The following is a 16,725-nucleotide window of genomic DNA, read 5'->3' as shown; positions in this document are numbered from 1 at the left end:
AGAGCGATTGAATGCCGATAAAACATTCCCTATAAAAAGAAGACTGTCCGCTAAGGGACAGCCTTCTAACTGCTTTCATTATAAAGCTGGATTTTCATGTCTTGCTTGCAGCTTCATCCAGCGTTTATTCACTTCTTCTTCAAACTCATGGAGTAAGTGCGCATTCTCTTCTTTAAGAAGATGCTTCGTCTTGCCCATATATTTGAGCCATTCGGCTAATTCAATCCGTTTCTTTCTTGCTTCTGGATTGTAGGTGATGCTTGTTTCTCCTCTTTCGACTTCATATAGAGGGAAGAAACAGGAATTGACGGCAGCCTCCATGATATTCGTACCGTCTCTCTCATTAGATTTCCAGTTTAACGGACAAGTAATGAGAATCTTTCCATATACGGTTCCAACATTCTGAGCATACCATTGGGCTTTGGCTGCTTTCTTAATTAAATCCTGCGGGAAGGCCTCTGATCCGGTAAATACATATGGAATACCTGTCGCTGCCATGATTTGCGGTGTATCCTTATGGTGGAATGCCTTACCTTGCTGCCCTTTCCCAACACCTGTTGTGCTTGTCATATTGCCAATTGGGGTCGAATAGGACATTTGAGATCCTGTATTCATATATCCTTCATTATCATATTCAAGCATAATCAGCTTATGGTTGCGAAGGGCCGTACCAATGGCAGATCCCATCCCGATATCCATTCCGCCGTCACCGGTGATCATCACAAAGGTTGCGTCATCGCTGATGTCTATCTCACCTCTGCGTTTCTTCTCCAGGAATGCTTCCAATGTTCCAGATAAGGTTGCCGGACCATTTTGGAATAGATTGTGAATCATCGTTTGCTTATGAGAGCTATGCGGGTAAGCCGTGGTAACGACATAGGCACAGCCCGTCTGGTACAAGGCAACAATATCTCCTTCTATTCCTTTGAAGAATAATTCCAGTGCCGGGAAGATTCCGCAGCCGGGACATGCTCCATGGCCTGGTGCTAACCGTTTAGGCTTCTCCATAAGAGCACGAATAGGAGGGATTCGGACTTTCAGTTTCCCCGTCTCTTCATCAGGGGTAACTTGAATTAACCCTGTCTTATAAACGTCGCCTGTTTGCGGTGTGATGATTGGTTCCAGTTTATTCTCTTCCTGTCCCTTGTGAACACCGTAATAATCAAACGCTTTTTCGATCTCTCCTGTTTGCAGTACATGTAAGGTTTCGTCAAAGAATGCCTGTGCATCCTCTGGATAGAAATCTTTACCGCCAAGACCAAATACACGGCTCAGCACAAGGGTTTCATTGTCCTTATCTTCTTGAAGGGCTGATTTCACTTCATGTGTAAGGTTCGGTCCATTAGCCCCATAGGAATCGGCTCTTTCACCGACAAGAAGAACCTTGACATTCTTAAGAGCTGCTTTAATTTCCTCTTTCGGGAATGGACGGATAATATTCGGGCTGATTACACCGGCCTTTATCCCCTGCTGACGCAAGCTGTCGACAATATCCTTTGCCGTTTCTGCGGCAGAGTTTAAGAGGAATAGAGCAACCTCTGCATCCTCCATCTGATAAAGATCAAGGGTATCATAATGGCGGCCGGATAATTCGCCATACTCCTTCGCCACTTCCTTGAAAATCTCACCGGCGCGGTACATCGCATTTGATTGCTGATAATGGTTATTGGTCAAGTCATCCCCATTCATATGAGCGCCGATAGTAATCGGATTATTCACATCAACATGAGGGAATTCCGTTGGGCACTCGCCGACAAACGCTTGTACAGCTGTACGGTCGCTGAAATATTGCACCTTCCGCTTTTGATGGGAAGTAAAGAATCCATCATAGGCAACAATTACCGGCAGACGCACATCCGCATGCTCGGAAATCTTCAATGCCATAATATTCATATCATAAACAGCCTGTGGACTGCGTGCAGTCAAGATCACCCAGCCTGTATTCAATGCATAGTATAAGTCAGAATGGTCGCCGCGGATATCAAGCGGACCGCTGATAGCACGAGTTACGAGATTCATGACCATCGGGAAACGCGTACCCGCTTGAACAGGAAGCTGCTCGAGCATATACATCAAGCCATTGGCGCTCGTTGCGTTAAAGACACGGGCACCCGTCGTCGCTGCTCCGTAACAAATTCCCGCAGAGCCGTGCTCGCCATCAGCTGGAATCAGCTTGATATCATGCTCTCCTCTAGTCTTCATCATGTCCAAGTATTGTGCAATCTCGGTTGATGGAGTAATAGGGAAATACCCCATTATATGATAATTAATTTGAGCTGCTGCCATGGCAGCCATCTCATTGCCTGATTCAAAGGTCGTTATTTGATTAGGTTTCATGGTTTCATTCATTTCTTTTACTTCCAGTTCATTCACTGCCATTATTCAACACTCCCTGCTATTAAAGGGTGGTTATGCTTTACACTATGTTCCTCGGCAAACCCAAGCATTTCTCGCATATCGGCCAAAGCACTTGTCGGACAAGCCTCCACACATTTCAGACAGCCCTTGCAATATTGATAGTCAATACCGGTAAGGAACATTTGCTTACGGCCGCGTTTATCCTCCCCTTCCTTCCAAACGAAACAGAGGTCGGGGCAAACGACATCACAGGCAGCGCAGTGGATACATTTCTCTTGTTCCCAGCTTGGCAGGAACCCTTGTCTGGACCCGCTTAAGTCTTTCAGCAGGCTATTGCCTTGTGCAATGATGGTACCGCCTATCAGTTGAGTTTCATAACCAAGCAGGGGAGCTGGCTTCGTAAAGCTTTTCCCTTCAGCATCAGCCGGTACCTCATATTCTTTAAAGCGGACTTCTTGATATCCCCGTTCAAACGTGCGAATATTCGGCTCGACTAAGTGCGGGTATTTCTTTTCGAAGGTCCTTCTAATAACATCTTTCATCGATTCAGCATCAAGAAAGCTGCAAATTCTAAAGAGCGCTCCAAGCATGGCTGTATTAACCTTCGTTTTCTCCTCCACCGCTATTCCTAGCGCATCAACGATGGCAAGCGTTCCATAAGAAAGCTTCAAATCATCTTTTATTTCATCAAAGTCCCTCGTTGAATTAACGAGTACGATCCCATCTGGCTGTAAGCCGCTTACGACATCAACCATTTTATATAAAGCCTCATGGAAGATTCCGATAACATGCGGTTCTTCAATCGGGCTATGATCCCTGATTTCCGTATCAGCATCCGCAAAGCGGATAAAACTTTTCACAGGTGACCCTTTTTTCTCCGAGCCATAAGAAGCAAAGTTCGAGCCATTAAATCCCGAGCCAAGCACACCTGATTCTGCGAGCATTTTACCCGCCAGATTGGCCCCTAATCCTCCAATGGATTCCAACCTGATTTCATAGAAGCCTTTATCATTCTTTTTTGGCAGAATGGCCATATTCTTTCCTCCTCTATTTCACCTATGCATTCCATAAAGAATGGAATTACGTAACTTCACATCTATATATTTAATCAAACATGGATTGTTTGATTTTCTTGAAGACATATGACGATAACCAGTACAATTATAATATGATTGTGATTTCATTCACATAGTTAAATTTGGTACATAAGGATTGTTTTAGGGGACGGCCAAATGGGAAAACTAACTAAAAGGTTTTAAGATGGACTTACAGGAGGATATCATGAAAGAAAGAACATGCTACTTTGATAATGCAAAGTTTATCTTAATGGTTTTCGTTGTTTTTGGACACATCATCAGGACCTATATTAATGAGAATGAACTGATTTATGCCATATACAGCACCATCTATACTTTCCATATGCCAGCCTTTATTCTCGTTTCCGGTTTCTTTGCTAAAGGCTTCAATAAACCAGGCTATATAAAGAAACTGACAAAAAAATTGATACTGCCTTATTTAATATTTCAGGTTGTCTATACAATTTACTACTATTATTTATTCGACCGTTCAACCTTTCAAATTGAGCCGTTCAACCCCAATTGGGCCCTATGGTTTCTACTAAGCTTATTCTTCTGGAACCTAATGCTGTTCCTTTATGCGAAGTTTAAACCGGCAACCGGGCTGTTGATTGCCGTCATAGTCGCCTTGGGTATTGGCTATGTGGATTCCATTTCCAATTTCTTGAGCCTCTCCCGAACATTTGTCTTTTTCCCGTTCTTCCTTGCAGGATATCATATGAAGAAGGAATTCTTTGAACGACTGACATCCTTTAGGAGCCGGATTATTGCTTTAGTACCGTTCATCATTCTGTTTATTTGCTTTTACTATTTCATCACTGTTGACAGTCAATGGATGCTTGGGTCAAAGCCTTACTCAGAAATTGAACAAACAGCTTCCCTTATCTCCATGTTCAAAAGGCTTGGGATGTTTGGCCTAAACGCTGTAATGATCATCAGCTTTATGGCTTTAGTACCAAAGGGAAAATACTTTTTTACAAGATGGGGAACTCAAACCCTCTATGTCTATTTATTACATGGATTCTTTGTCCGAACCTTCCGCTTCACAGGCTTAAAGGAATATTTCACAACAGTTGAAAGCTACTTACTTCTTGCCGGCATTGCACTCTTGCTGACCATGATTCTATCCAGTCAATTCGTCACTTCCGTCACACAGCCATTTATCGAGCTGAAGTGGAAGAACACAAAGAAAATGCTCGGAGACTGGAAATGGTATGCCTATTTCTATAAAGAAAAATTCACGAAAATCGTTAATGATTAAAACAAAGAGGCTGGGACATAAGTCTTTCAGCTAATGATAAACCCGAATAATTAGACGGTAAATGAATGAATCTATCGTCTAATTATTCGGGTCTTTATTGGTTGTTTTCGATGCATTCGTTGATTGTGGCTTTCTATTATTTGTGACTAGTGGAATGGAGCGCCATGCACGACCCCTGCGGGAAGCAGAGGAAAGCGAGTGCATTTCGCAAAATGGAACGGACTTATATTTCCAACTGCTATTGAGTAGGAAGAATAAGTTCCAATCATTCGTTTCTGAGGATCCTTTATTTCGTTCTGTCCTAGCCTCTTCGTCTGTCTTCAAAAACAAAAAGGGAATTCCGTCCATTCCTGTTACTCATATACATAAATATGTTAAGATTAGTGCTAGAATCATGCTGAAAGGACGTATTGCACGAACATGAAAATTATTGGAACAACGCTTAACGCCAAGTACATTCATACGAATTTGGCCCTGCGCTACTTAAAGGCTTATGCTGCACCTGAATACAATGTTGAAATAGTTGAATACACGATTAAAGATCCGGTCATGAACATAGTCACTGACCTATATAAGCGAAACCCTGATGTAATTGGATTTAGCTGCTACATTTGGAATATGGAAGAGATTAAAAAGGTTGTTACAATCTTAAAAAAGGTCCTTCCTAATGTTCATATTATTCTCGGGGGACCCGAGGTCACTTATGATCCTTTCTTTTGGCTGCGAGAAATACCAGGTGTTGATTTTATTGTCATTGGTGAAGGGGAAGCCACCTTCAAGAACCTGCTTGCTGAAATAGATGGAAAGAAAGACTTCCGCCAAGTCCATGGGATTGCCTTTCTAGAAGGGGACAAACCGGTCATCACGCCGCCCGCTGCCAAAGTTGACTTAAAAACCTTGCCCTCTCCCTTCCGATTTGAAGAGGATATTCCGAATCTTTCAAAACGGATTACGTATATAGAAACAAGCAGAGGCTGCCCCTTCAATTGCCAGTTCTGTTTAAGTTCAATTGAAACCGGTGTGCGCTTTTTTGATCGGGAACGAATCAAGGATGACATTCGCTTCCTCATGAAAAATGGTGCTAAAACCATTAAGTTCATGGACCGCACCTTTAATATCAGCCGCAGCTATGCTCTTGATATTTTTGACTTTTTAATTCGCGAGCATGAACCCGGCTGTGTATTCCAATTTGAAATTACCGCTGATATTATGAAGCCTGAGGTCATCGAGTATTTGAACAAGGAAGCTCCAAAGGGGCTGTTCCGTTTTGAAATTGGAGTTCAATCAACGAATGATTATACAAACGAGCTCGTTAAACGGAAACAAAATTTCGAGAAGCTTAAACGTACCGTCACCATGATTAAGGATGGCGCTAAGGTGGATCAGCATTTGGATTTAATTGCTGGTCTTCCAGAGGAGAATTATGATTCCTTCCGTAAAACCTTTAATGATGTTTTCGAAATGCGGCCAGAGGAGCTTCAGCTTGGATTCTTGAAGATGCTGCGCGGCACGGGCCTTCGCAGTCAGGCAAAGCAATGGAATTATGAATACATGGACCAAGCACCATATGAAATTGTAAGCAATAATGTCATGCCATTTACGGATATTATCCGTATCAAACAAGTGGAAGATGTTCTAGAGAAGTACTGGAATGACCATCGCATGGACCATGGCGTAGAATATCTCGTCAGCATGGTATATCCATCTCCGTTTGATTTCTTCCAGGAATTCGGTTCCTATTGGGAGGACAAGAACTGGTCAAGAATCGGCCATCAGCCGGAGGATCTATTTAAGCGCCTTGTAGAATTTAATCAACAGGCCTATCCAGAAAACCAGGATATGCTTGTATCCCTTCTAAAAGTTGATTATCTAGAGAACCTTTCCTTCAAGCCGCGCAAACCTTGGTGGGATACAACCATGACCAAGCAGGAAAAGTCGCCATATTATCAAGCAGCTATTCAAGAGCCTGAACGAATAAGCGCCGACTTCGCTTCGCTTAAGCTAAATGAAAAGGATATGTACAAGCATGTCTTAATCGAAGAAATAGATATTGATTATTCACATTATCAACAAACAGGTGAGTACCGCTCCAAGAAAAATCTTGTACTAGCCTATTTCAATCCAAAAGAGGGCTGCAGCAAGCTCTTCTTTACTGAACCAGAGACCCTTTTATCTTAAACCAAATGGAAGCATACTCGGGATACCGCCTTTTACGGTGCCAAGTATGCTTCTTTTATTTTCACTTCATTTCCCTTTTCGTCCATGCTTAGAGTTGCGGTTAAAGCCCTTCATCGCATCCTCTCCTCCAGAAAACTCTGCAGAAAACTCAGTCTCATGTTCATTAGTCTCTCTTAAATTTCTTCTAGGTGTTTTGCTTGTTTTCTCTGCGGCATCAAATTGTGCTTTTCTCTTCATCATGATCGTCCTTTCTTCCTAAAGCTCACCATTACTATTTGTCCAAATCACTCTATTCATGCATGGTGCGGAAAGGGAAACGATACCTCCTCATCCATCGTTTAAACCGAATGAAGAGGCCGTTTGACAAGCATATTATGAAGGCGGAATATCAGATTCCAGCAATAATGAAAGATAGAGGTGCATAAGAATGGCAAGCCGAAATAAATTGCTTGTTCCAGGTGTCCAAGAGATGCTTGACCAATATAAATATGAGATTGCGGCGGAATTTGGAGTGACTTTAGGTTCAGATACCGTAGCTCGTGCAAATGGTTCTGTTGGCGGAGAAATCACTAAACAGCTTGTGAAACTGGCTCAGTCCCAAATGTCAGGTAAAACTGAATAATGATGGCATAGAAATGCCCGGATAGCTGTATCCGGGCATTTCTTTTATTTATCGATGACCATGATGACCTCTGTCATCTTCCTGCTTTTTTTCTTTGCCATTAGTTCCCTTAGGATTTTCTTTATGCCCATTCCCCGTGAATTTTTCATTTTTTTGGTCGGAATGGCTTGGTTTATTCCAGTCATTTCTTTGATTGTTTTGTTGGTGCTTTGACCGATTATCATTGTTCTTCTTTAATTCTCGCTCTTTGGATTCCTTTTTATTTGAATCCCGCTGCTGCACACGTTTATCAGACTGTCCTTGCTTTGTTTCATGCACACTTCGATGTTTTTGCGATTCTTGTCTTTTTGTTTCCTTTTTCTCTTTTGCTTGAACGCTGTTGGAGGAACTTTTCACTGGACCTTGCGATTGATTTTTCTTTTCCTTTACAGGTGCAGACGAGCTTTCATTTCTTGATTTTTCTTTTTTCTGCACAGGCGTTTTGGGAGAAGTTTTCTTTTCATCAGTTGGATGTTCATTTTGTCGCTCTATTTGTCCCGATGACTTCTTATCGCTTGAAGCTTTATCCTCTTTTTTTGAAGGTGTCTCTGGACTTTCCTCTTTTGGAACAGCTTCTTTCTTGTCCACTTGTTTCTCTCGTTCTATATCTGTTTGATCCTCTATATACGAGTCAGTTGAAACATCTTCATTTTTCGTCTTTTTCCTGTCATCAACCGTTGCTTTTTGAGTCTCTATAACCACAGATTTTATCCCTTTTTCTTCAACAGTGGACAGCTTTCTTTCAAGATGTTCTTCCAGGTTCTTGTCTTTATCAAGGACTACTGTCGAGAATACGATTTCATTGTTCTCTCCTAGCTTTCCTTCCTTTTGCATGAGCAAGAGTATTTGAGCGACCACAATAGCAATATCTTGATTCCGCCATCCCTCTAGAGCAGAGAGCATCTCTTCCCCTTCTTCATCAATACCTTCTATATCCAATACTTCCATCTCATCTGAAACGCTTAATTCAATGCTTGAGTCTACATCCATGCTGACATATGCATAAACCGTCGAGTCATTCATAGCCATTGGTAATAGGCTGAAAATCAATAAAATAGATACAGCCAATGCGAGCATTGCTTTAGCTGTTATTCCCTTCCTGGATGAGAGGTTATTTTTAAGGTTGGTTGCAGCTTGAGGTTCAAAGTAGACGAGGTCCCCAATTTGATTAAATTCATTGTCATTTTTGATTTCTAAAAAATCGCCATCAGGTGTCAATACCTTCAGCTTGTTTCCGGAAATATCCATAATGACCCCTTGCTTCAATCCTTAAGCACCCCCTTTAAGTAGTCACTCAAAAACTGGTAATCACCTGTAAGAATCAGCACCATTGCCACAATATAAATCCGGTTCCTTTCAATCGTCTTACGGGAAACATTCACCTTGTCTTCTAATTTTTTCAGCGGCAGCTTCTTCTTATGAAAAAGATACTCAAGCATGAGCGGATCCTCTGCCACAATTCTGGCAATGGAGACAGCATTCTTTCTCGCATCCGCATGCTTGGGCGACGCTTGAACCAATTGGCTGAAGGTAATCCCGAAAGATGTCAATATATTGGTAAAGCGTAATATTTCATCTCTTCTTTGCTCCGCATCGAGCTCTTCCTTATGGAATTCAATCGATCTTTCTGCTTCAAGAGGACTTTGTGCATATCCTTCCTCTGAATAAACTCCGAACTCTATCGATAGTTCTTGGTTTTTTCTTGATTGTGATCTAAGATGATCGATGACTCTACGCTTAATCATCGTATCAGCAAATGCCAATAACGCCGTCCCCTTTTCATAGGAGAATCGGTCTATTGCATCATTAAAAGCAATTAACCCTATGCTAAATTCATCATCTGTTTCTGTTATGTATCGTTTGCATACGGAGGAGACTGATTTTTTTATAAACGGTTTGTATTGTTCTATGAGGTCATTGCGTAGATCAAAATCCCCATTTTGTATTGAATGCATCATTTCTTCCAGACACTGACGTTTCCTCAGACTTGGAAAGAACATTCCTAACATAGAATTCACCCCACCCTGCACAAATTATACCACAGGATGTAAAAATAGGTTATAGAGGGAATAGATACATTTTTAAAAACCATGCACTTTTCTATAACTTTTTTCTGTACCCTATCTGGATGTTAGATTAGCTGCCCTCCTTTACTGATCATTATCAGCCTCCCTATATGATTCGATTGTCCTATTTAATTAAAGGGGGTAGAGAGAAAATTTAGGTAATATTTCCTCATAAAAAAATCCGTATGCATAATAGCATACGGATTTTTTCCTATTAATCGATTTTGGAATCTTCGCCAACTTGTCTTTCTACTGATTTACCGGACACAAACCAGCCTACGACTACAATGGCTACTAAGACTGTCCAGAAGATTGCTTTCCACACAGTTGAATGCGGGAAGTGTTCATTTAGAATACCAACACTTGGGTGCGCGAGAGTAACGACTGCCAATTTCACACCGACCCAGCCGACAACTAAGAAGGCTGCTGTTTCAAGTGAAGGACGTTTGTTTAACAATACAACGAATTTCGTTGCAGCGAACCTCATAATAATCAATCCAACGAATCCGCCTAAGAACATGACAATAAATTGTCCGCCGTTAATACCGCCAATATGGAAGTTACCCACTTCAGGAAGAGTCACTGCAAGCGCAACTGCCGCAAGCATTGAATCAATTGCGAAGGCGAGGTCAGCAATTTCGACCTTCACAACAGTCATCCAGAAGCCGGATTGTTTTCTTTCCTTGACCTTGCCATTATCCGACTTAATCATATAATGCTTGATTAGATAGTTAATCATGATATAGAGTAAGTACGCCGCACCAATCGCTTGTATCTGCCATACATTTACGAGGAAGGAAATCAGGAATAATGAACCAATCCTCAATACAAAAGCTCCGACCAATCCATAGAATAAGGCTTTACGCTGCTGTTCCTTCGGTAAATGCTTGACCATAACAGCCATAACCACCGCATTATCAGCCGCTAGAATTCCCTCTAATCCAATTAGTACTAATAAAACCCATGCATACTCTAGTATTAATGCTGCATCCATCTAAATAATTACCTCCTTTATTTTCCAATCCAACAAAAAAGACCCCTGCCTAGTAATTAAACTTACTGGCAAAGGTCTTGCTAAGCATTTTTAAATCAATAAATGCCAACAAAGCCGATGGATACGATCCATGTAATGACGACTTTGTTTTAGGTTTCCCTAACGCTACTCCCCTTTGAATTGGGTTCATATTGGTTTGTATGTTTCATTATAGGTGGTATGCTCAACTTCTGCAAGTATAATATTTTTACAGTCTAGCAATCTGCAGGATAAGATAGAATTAAGATTTTGATTTAGTCATTCTAATTAATTTTAGATATTCCTTCAATACGTCATTAAAGGATCGAGACTTTCCAAAATTAGCAACAAGAAGATTACGGAATGACTCATATTTCTCTTTATAAGGGTACCATTGTATTTCCGATTTTTTGTATCCCAAATCCTCCATCACAGCTTTCTCATGACAGAACATTCGGATTCCATTCTCTCCATGATATCTTCCAATTCCGCTGTCCTTTACTCCGCCAAATGGCAGATTATTATTAGCAACCGTAATTAGCACATCATTAATCAAAACAGCCCCTGATTGAAGCCTCGATGAAATTCTCCGAGCCTTCTCCTTATCTCTAGACCATACACTCGCATTCAGTCCATACCGAGTCCCGTTAGCTATCCTCACAGCGTCCTCTTCATCCTCTGCAGAAATAATAGGCAATACAGGACCAAAGGTTTCCTCCTGCATAATCATCATATCCTCTGTCACCTGGGAGAGGATAAGGGGTTTTATGAACATGGAGTCAAGATCCCACTTGGATGGATGTTCCCCTGCAAGAAGGACAGCCCCTTTTTCAAGTGCATCCTCAACCTGTTGTTTAACGATGTCAATCTGCATGCGCGAGGTCATCGAACCGATATCATCATCCGCTCCGGACCCTTGCTTTAATTGATTCACGAGAGGCAGAAGCTCCTCTAAGAATGGCTCCATCACCATTTCTTCTATAATCAGCCGTTCTACGCTCATACATACTTGACCGCTGTTCGTAAAGGCACCCCAGGCAGCTCCCTCTGCCGCACGTTTCAGGTCAGCATCCTGCAAGACAATCATTGGGTCCTTGCCGCCAAGCTCTAAAGTGGTTGGAATTAAGTCTCTCGCAGCTGCTTGCTGAATAATCTTCCCTGTAGCGACAGAGCCAGTGAAGAAGATATAATCTGGCTTAGCATTTGTCAGGCTTGCCCCGAGCTCTTTTCCGCCATGAGCAACCTGAACGACATTCGGCGGGAATTTTGCTTTCTCAAAAAGGGATTCGATTAATATTCCCACCGCTGGTGTAACCTCTGATGGTTTCAATATCACCGTATTACCTGCAGCCAGTGCAGACAACATCGGGGATAATGATAGTAAGAATGGATAATTCCACGGTGAAATAACAAGCACCGTACCCATTGGCATGTACTCAACCATGGATTTCTTGCCCATCAATAGAAAGGGCGTTTTCACCTTTTGGCTTCTGAGGGTCTTTTCTGCATGCTTCTCAACATGAAGCATGGCATCAAGTGACGGCATAATATCAGCGACAAGGGCATCTGTCCTTACCTTTCCTACATCCTTGGCGATTAGTTCTGCAATAGCATCGATATCCTCTACTACTGCCTCTCGTAAATTTTTGATATAGGAAACACGCTCACGGACAGATAACGCACTCCATCCCCAGAAGGCCGATTTGGCCCTTTCCATCATATCAGCGGCTTGTATAGCAGGCGTTTCCTCGTATTCCATGATGAGCTCTCCAGTAGCTGGCGCATATACTTTCGTCTTTTCTTTATTCACAGCCTGCATACCTTTCATTCCTCCTTATGTAATCTCAATATGGTATTCTGTACGCTTCTTATTAGCCCTATAGTAATCAATCATAGGCATAACCCCGTCTTTAAAATCAGGGCAGCTGATCCCGCTCCCTTCAAGGTCACGCTTGGCATTGCTGCAGTCAAAGTACCCCTTCCAGGTGAAATAATCAAGTGATTCCACTTCCACACCAAAATATTTCCGAACGGGTTTGATCTTTAGCATCGCTTTCGTCAGTATGAAAGGAATATAGCCTTTCGGTTCCTTTCCATTATACATGGTGGAAAACATCCGATAAACTTCGGTAACTGTATACGGTTTTGGATCGGTTAAATGATAGGTTTTCCCTTTTCCTTTATCATTCAAGCTTAAGTAAGCGGTTGCCTGAATGATATAATCAACTGGAACTAGATTAATGACACAAACCGACTTTGTAATAGAAGGAATGATTGGCATGAAACGAATCTTATCAAGAAAGTTCAAGATAAAATATGGACCGTCAAATTTGATGGTTTCCCCTGTCGTCGTACTCCCCTTTACAATTCCGGGACGAATAATCGTAACTGGCAATTCAGGCATCAATGACCGAACAAGCACCTCTGCCTCATATTTTGTCTCTTCATAATAATTCTTAAATGCTTCTGGCCTGACCAGTTCATCCTCATAAAGATTCCCTTCCCGCCGGCCGGCCACATATGCCGTACTGAAGTATGTATAGCGCTTAAGATTGGATAAGGACCTGACGAATTCATTCATGTTTCTTGTTCCATCCACATTGACTGAATAGGCAATCTCTCTCGGCACAGCCAAATCATAAATGGCAGCTAAATGGAAGACATGGGTAATATCCTCTCTGTTGAAACCGATTTCATTTCCGGTCATATTTAAATTCGGTTTAGAGATATCACCCGCTACAAGCTGAAATTGTTCTTCCCCTAAATGAAATTCCTGCATAATTTGGTATCTTTCATTCTGCGCTTTTTCGACCTGGGAGGGAAGAACAATTGCCACAAGTTTATTGAAGCTCTTATCCGTATCCAGCAACTCCCGTATAAGCTGATTTGAAATAAAACCAGGAAACCCTGTAAAAAAATATACATGATCCATCTCCTAAACCACTCCCTTAAGACTTTACACCATTGTAAGAACATTCGGAAAAATATGTCAACTGTTTTTCACCATGAAAAAACTGCCTCTTTATAAAGAGGCAGCAATGTAATTATCTTTCATGCTGATCCATTGGATTATATAATTCAATATCTGGATTCTTCTCCTGGAACCAACGCAAGGCGAAATCATTTTCAAACAAGAAGGCATACTGGTCATAACGATCACGGACCAGCAAGCTTCTTGAGCTAGAAAGCTTCTCATCAACCTTCTCATTTGTCGTCCACCGTGCAATCTTATCTCCCATGCGCTCCATTATAACTTCAGTATTATATTCATTCTTCATCCGATGCTCAAATACTTCAAACTGAAGCTGACCTACCGCACCAAGGATATATGATTCAATCCCCACTGTTTTGAAGAGCTGAATAGCGCCTTCCTGGACAAGCTGGTTAATCCCTTTATGGAAGTGCTTCTGCTTAAGTACGTTTTTCGCACTAACTCTCACGAACATCTCAGGCGTAAACTGCGGCAGCTTCTCAAAGGAGAAGGCCTCCTTGCCAGATGTTAGCGTGTCTCCGATTTGGTAGGTTCCTGTATCGTATAGACCGATAATATCACCAGCAACTGCCTCTGAAACATTATTTCGCTCCTCCGCCAGGAACTGAGTAGAATTGTTGAGCTTCATCGGCTTTCCTGTCCGGCTTAACGTCACATTCATGCCTCTTTCAAACTTACCGGAGCAAATACGGAAGAACGCAATGCGGTCACGGTGCATTGGGTTCATATTTGCCTGAATCTTAAAGATAAAGCCAGAGAACATTTCCTGAACAGGCTCTATCGGTCCAACAGAGGATTCCCTTGGACTAGGCATTGGAGCAAATTCTAAATACGTATCCAAGAATGTTTGAACGCCAAAATTCGTCAAGGCACTTCCAAAGAATACAGGAATGAGTTCACCTTCTAATACCTTATCACGGGAGAATTCATTCCCCGCTTCATTTAGGAGCATCACTTCTTCAAGCGTTTCCTCATACAAAGCTTCATCCAGGCCTGGGTGGTGGTTTCCTTCTACTTCTCCGTCCTCGTTAAGCGGGATGAAACGATCCTCTTCTTCTGCCTTGAACATTTCGATTCGATTGTAGAAGCGGTCATAAATCCCAAAGAAATCTTTCCCCATGCCCATTGGCCAGTTCATCGGATAAGATTCAATACCAAGCACCTCTTCAAGCTCAGCAAGCAGCTCAAGCGGGGTTTTCCCTTGGCGGTCCATTTTATTAATAAAGGTAAAGATAGGGATTCCTCTCATACGGCAAACCTTGAAAAGCTTCAAGGTCTGCGCCTCAATCCCTTTCGCTGCATCAATAATCATGACGGCACTGTCGACTGCCATCAATGTACGATACGTATCTTCACTGAAGTCTTGGTGACCTGGGGTATCGAGAATATTGACCCGAGTTCCCTTATAGTCAAATTGCATAACACTGGAGGTTACGGAGATTCCACGCTGCTTTTCAATCTCCATCCAGTCACTTGTTGCGTATTTTCCTGTTTTCCGTCCTTTAACTGTCCCAGCATCACGGATTGCACCGCCGAACAACAACAGTTTCTCTGTTAATGTTGTTTTCCCCGCATCCGGGTGGGAAATAATCGCAAAGGTTCGTCTAGATTCTATTTGCTCTTTTAAATTTGTCATATATGCCATCCTTTATATAAAAGTCCATCTTTCCACTATACCATGCAGGAAATCATTATGTGAATAATTGCCTCAATAAATCCTTGGTCAAACAGACATATTTTCTCACATCAAGTTAAATATAGTCAATTGGCTAAATCAATAGTAAAGGACTATTTTCCGGGCAAATTATGTTTAGGGCAAAAAGGCATTAAAAAAAACGGGCCGATAGCCCGTCATTAATCTTTATGCTACTCGCTTCTTTTTCCCAAAAAAACGTTTAGACAAATAGCCAATAACAGCTGGTGCTGCTGCGACTAGAATTCTTTTCATGACTCTATTCTTCATCAGTATCACCATCCTTTAAGGAACATTACCCGTAATCAAGAATTGGTAATCATACCATTTAAAAGGATAAGAAGAATTTACTATTAATTTTTTACCTTAAATAGAATTGATAATTTAGGACATGTATAGTAGGTTAATTAATGCTTACTAAATATCTAATTATCTACACCAGGAGGACTACATTATGGAAGAACAAGGTCTGAAGTATTTTGTGGCGCTTGCCCACAAGAAGAAAAGACTATTGGATCATTATCCACTTCATTATTTTATTCGAGCTATGCTGGCAGGTATCTTTGTCGGATTCCTAATTGTCACATGCTTCCGTACAGGTGAATACTTCCGTGTGGCTGATTCGCCATTCGCTTACCTTTTCCCGGCATTATTCTTTGGTATCGCCTTGATTTTGATTACATATGGCGGTGCTGAATTATTTACGGGCAATACTTCCTATTTCACAGTTGCTTATATGCGTAATGAGGTTCAATTACGTGATATTGGACGAAACTGGGTTGCTTGTTATTTAGGGAATGCAGCTGGAGCTATTTTCTTAGCCATTCTCTTTTATTTCACCGGTATTTTCAGCCATATTCCAAACGATCATTTATTACATGAGATTGTTTCTTATAAAATGCACGGATCCGTTACGGCCCTTTTCTTCAAAGGAATTCTTTGTAACTGGCTCGTATGTTTAGCGGTATTCTTGCCAACGCAAGTGAAAGGCGATGGAGCAAAAATGGCGATGATGGTTCTTGTCGTATTCTTGTTCTTCAGCTCCGGTTTTGAGCACAGTATCGCAAACCTTTCTTTATTCTCTATCGCGTTGATTTCTCCACACCCTGATACAATCTCCATTGGGGCAGCCATTTATAATCTGATTCCAGTAACAATCGGCAACATTGTCGGCGGCGCTGTCTTCGTTGGTATGCTGTATCAATTCTTAAGCAAATCTGCTACAAAATTAAGCTTAGAGGATAATCTTAATCGCGTAGATGAAATCGCAGAAAAAGCAAAATAATAATCACCAAAAAACGAGCAGACATAATCGAGGGCACTGAAAAAGTCCTTAAATCTTACTAAAGCCCCTGTTCCTTCAATCTATGGAAGGAACAGGGGCTTTTTTGTCGAATTCTTACCTTATCACAAAAAAGTGGGTGTAAC

13 protein-coding genes, 1 pseudogene and 1 riboswitch are annotated in these 16,725 nt (G+C 41.6%); of the genes and pseudogenes, 4 read left to right on the top strand and 10 right to left on the bottom strand.

Annotated elements, in window-relative coordinates:
• Nucleotides 1-78: 78 nt before the first annotated feature.
• Nucleotides 79-2,379: a thiamine pyrophosphate-dependent enzyme gene (locus ACY8DX_RS06585; RefSeq protein ID WP_439802841.1), complete on the bottom strand. Its 2,301-nt coding sequence runs from the start codon at nt 2,377-2,379 to the stop codon at nt 79-81.
• On the bottom strand, nt 2,379-3,392 hold the full coding sequence (locus tag ACY8DX_RS06580) for a 2-oxoacid:acceptor oxidoreductase family protein (protein ID WP_049671593.1): 1,014 nt from the start codon (nt 3,390-3,392) through the stop codon (nt 2,379-2,381). The genes ACY8DX_RS06585 and ACY8DX_RS06580 overlap by 1 nt, the downstream gene beginning before the upstream one ends.
• 247 nt (nt 3,393-3,639) lie before the next feature.
• On the opposite strand from ACY8DX_RS06580, the gene ACY8DX_RS06575 reads away from it, so the two are divergent.
• Both ACY8DX_RS06575 and ACY8DX_RS06570 read left to right on the top strand, forming a co-directional pair.
• Nucleotides 3,640-4,695 carry an acyltransferase family protein gene (locus tag ACY8DX_RS06575; RefSeq protein ID WP_462406433.1) on the top strand — a complete coding sequence of 352 codons (1,056 nt, stop codon included), beginning with the start codon at nt 3,640-3,642 and terminating at the stop codon, nt 4,693-4,695.
• A 420-nt stretch (nt 4,696-5,115) separates the two neighbouring features.
• Nucleotides 5,116-6,873, top strand: a complete 1,758-nt coding sequence (locus ACY8DX_RS06570; protein ID WP_439802839.1) for a B12-binding domain-containing radical SAM protein — start codon at nt 5,116-5,118, stop codon at nt 6,871-6,873.
• A gap of 66 nt (nt 6,874-6,939) precedes the next feature.
• Here ACY8DX_RS06570 and ACY8DX_RS06565 read toward each other — a convergent pair whose 3' ends face one another.
• Nucleotides 6,940-7,113: a hypothetical protein gene (locus ACY8DX_RS06565; RefSeq protein WP_197089939.1), complete on the bottom strand. Its 174-nt coding sequence runs from the start codon at nt 7,111-7,113 to the stop codon at nt 6,940-6,942.
• Nucleotides 7,114-7,300: 187 nt separating this feature from the next.
• Here ACY8DX_RS06565 and ACY8DX_RS06560 point away from each other — a divergent pair, with 187 nt between their 5' ends.
• Nucleotides 7,301-7,495, top strand: coding sequence for an alpha/beta-type small acid-soluble spore protein (locus ACY8DX_RS06560; RefSeq protein WP_049671596.1), 195 nt, complete (start codon nt 7,301-7,303; stop codon nt 7,493-7,495).
• A 48-nt stretch (nt 7,496-7,543) separates the two neighbouring features.
• Here the strand turns inward: ACY8DX_RS06560 and ACY8DX_RS06555 are convergent, their stop codons facing one another.
• The 7 genes and pseudogenes from ACY8DX_RS06555 to ACY8DX_RS06525 form a co-directional block, all read right to left on the bottom strand.
• Entirely contained in the window at nt 7,544-8,482 is a 939-nt protein-coding gene (locus ACY8DX_RS06555; protein WP_462406902.1) for an anti-sigma-I factor RsgI family protein, read from the bottom strand.
• A 246-nt stretch (nt 8,483-8,728) separates the two neighbouring features.
• Nucleotides 8,729-8,782: pseudogene (locus tag ACY8DX_RS06550) on the bottom strand (hypothetical protein); the annotation flags it as partial.
• A 14-nt stretch (nt 8,783-8,796) separates the two neighbouring features.
• Nucleotides 8,797-9,552 carry an RNA polymerase sigma factor SigI gene (gene sigI / locus ACY8DX_RS06545; protein WP_439802837.1) on the bottom strand — a complete coding sequence of 252 codons (756 nt, stop codon included), beginning with the start codon at nt 9,550-9,552 and terminating at the stop codon, nt 8,797-8,799.
• A gap of 262 nt (nt 9,553-9,814) precedes the next feature.
• The gene (locus tag ACY8DX_RS06540) at nt 9,815-10,594 is read right to left on the bottom strand and encodes a TerC family protein (RefSeq protein WP_049671599.1); all 780 of its coding nucleotides are present in this window, start codon (nt 10,592-10,594) and stop codon (nt 9,815-9,817) included.
• 82 nt (nt 10,595-10,676) lie between these two features.
• A riboswitch (yybP-ykoY riboswitch) is annotated at nt 10,677-10,780 on the bottom strand.
• A gap of 94 nt (nt 10,781-10,874) precedes the next feature.
• The gene (locus ACY8DX_RS06535; protein WP_053103764.1) at nt 10,875-12,440 is read right to left on the bottom strand and encodes an aldehyde dehydrogenase family protein; all 1,566 of its coding nucleotides are present in this window, start codon (nt 12,438-12,440) and stop codon (nt 10,875-10,877) included.
• Between the two features lie 6 nt (nt 12,441-12,446).
• Nucleotides 12,447-13,544, bottom strand: coding sequence for an SDR family oxidoreductase (locus ACY8DX_RS06530; RefSeq protein ID WP_049671600.1), 1,098 nt, complete (start codon nt 13,542-13,544; stop codon nt 12,447-12,449).
• A 112-nt stretch (nt 13,545-13,656) separates the two neighbouring features.
• Nucleotides 13,657-15,240, bottom strand: a complete 1,584-nt coding sequence (locus ACY8DX_RS06525; protein ID WP_049671601.1) for a peptide chain release factor 3 — start codon at nt 15,238-15,240, stop codon at nt 13,657-13,659.
• Between the two features lie 511 nt (nt 15,241-15,751).
• On the opposite strand from ACY8DX_RS06525, the gene ACY8DX_RS06520 reads away from it, so the two are divergent.
• Nucleotides 15,752-16,582 carry a formate/nitrite transporter family protein gene (locus ACY8DX_RS06520; protein WP_049671602.1) on the top strand — a complete coding sequence of 277 codons (831 nt, stop codon included), beginning with the start codon at nt 15,752-15,754 and terminating at the stop codon, nt 16,580-16,582.
• The last annotated feature ends 143 nt before the right edge of the window (nt 16,583-16,725 follow it).

Source organism: Gracilibacillus sp. Marseille-QA3620 (assembly GCF_054950035.1).
Note: the sequence above shows the minus strand (reverse complement) of the source record. Positions and strands in the feature narration are given on the sequence as shown.